Below are 1,308 nucleotides of genomic sequence, written 5' to 3' on the forward strand. Positions count from 1 at the left end.
CCGCAGGTCGTAGTAGTCGTTCGCGAACGCCGTCGTCCCCCACTGGCAGGTGTAGGGAGCCGACAGGTTCGAGCAGAGGGACTTCCAGCTCGTCGTCCCGGCCAGCGCGTACTCGATCTTCACTGTGTACGCCGTCGTACCGGTGTTGTACAGGGTCGCGGCCAAGGGGACGGTGCCGCGAACGAAGTCACCCGGGTCACCGAGGACCACGAGGAGGCTGTTGGCGACCGTCGTCTGAACCGTCGTGGACGTGGCCGAGTAGCCGGCGTTGTCGGTGGCCACCGCACGCAGCGACCAGGTGCCGTCCGTGACGGTCTTGGTGCTCCAGGCACAGCTGTAGGGCGCTGCCGTCGCGATGCAGATCGACGTCCAGACGCCACTCGCCGAGAAGTACTGGATGGAGACGTCCTTGACGCCGGTCTCGGCGTCAGAGGCGCTCGCAGTGAGGGTCACGGTGTCCTTGACGGGGCTGCCGGGGTTCTGCAGTGCGACGGTGGGCGGAGTCCAGTCGATGGCCGCGCGGACGGACGACGTGTTGCTCGAGGTGGACGTGAAGACTGCGGTCGAGAAGCCCGTGGGAACCAGCAGGGCCGCCCCGGCCACGATCGTGGCCAGCGCGGTCCTGAGGATGCGAGTGCTCATGTCAGGTTCCTGTCGGGCTGAGGTTCTCGGACGGTCAGTGCGGAGCGGGGTCGAGCTGGGGCCGGCGACGCGAGGGGATGAGAGCGCCAACCAGCTGGACCAGGCTGTAGAGGGCGACGAGGCCGGCGGGGACGCCCACGGCGAACATCCGCCACTGGCGATCGGCCAGCGCGATGAGGGCCCAGCCCACGTGCGGGACTGCCACCTCCACGACCGGCTGCGTCGGCGCGGTGAGGCTGAAGGACCAGGGGTCGACGTCCGCGTTGGCGTCCCCCTTCGTGCGAAGCACCCGTGAGCCGGTGTCGGACGTCGAGATCTCGGTGATTCGGTGCGTCACGAGCGTCGTGACGCCGCTCGAGGCCGGCGGGACGTAGGTGATGATGTCGCCGACGACCAGGTCCTCGACGGGCACGACACGCTCGAGAACGAGCGCTCCCTTCTCGAAGGTGCCGGACATCGATCCACCGGTTATGACGTAGCGCTCGTAGCCGAGGACTCCCGGCGCGAGGTAGGCCAGCCCGGCCAGGGTGACGAGGCCGAGGAGGACGTTGGTGAGGATCGCGACGACTCTCACACCGCGTCGGCGGTGCGAGGTTGCGGCTGGGGTGGTGCTCATGATGGCTCCTTCACACGGGGTGGACGCACCGGCTGGACTGAGGAGCGGGG

At 68.5% G+C, this 1,308-nt stretch carries 2 protein-coding genes; both read right to left on the reverse strand.

Features of this window, described 5'->3' with window-relative positions; translation table 11 throughout:
• Positions 1-642: Ig-like domain-containing protein (locus OO014_RS19250; protein ID WP_272463943.1), on the reverse strand; the 642-nt coding region annotated here is incomplete at its 3' end.
• A 34-nt stretch (positions 643-676) separates the two neighbouring features.
• A complete protein-coding gene (locus tag OO014_RS19255) occupies positions 677-1,258 on the reverse strand; it encodes a signal peptidase I (protein ID WP_272463944.1) in 582 nt (193 codons plus the stop codon).
• Positions 1,259-1,308 lie beyond the last annotated feature (50 nt).

Source organism: Intrasporangium calvum (assembly GCF_028446585.1).
Lineage (GTDB): Bacteria > Actinomycetota > Actinomycetes > Actinomycetales > Dermatophilaceae > Intrasporangium > Intrasporangium calvum_A.

Coding starts and splice junctions, on each gene's coding strand:
- OO014_RS19255 (WP_272463944.1), bottom strand. CDS start 1,258: ATGAGCACCACCCCAGCCGCAACCTCGCACCGCCGACGCGGTGTGAGA.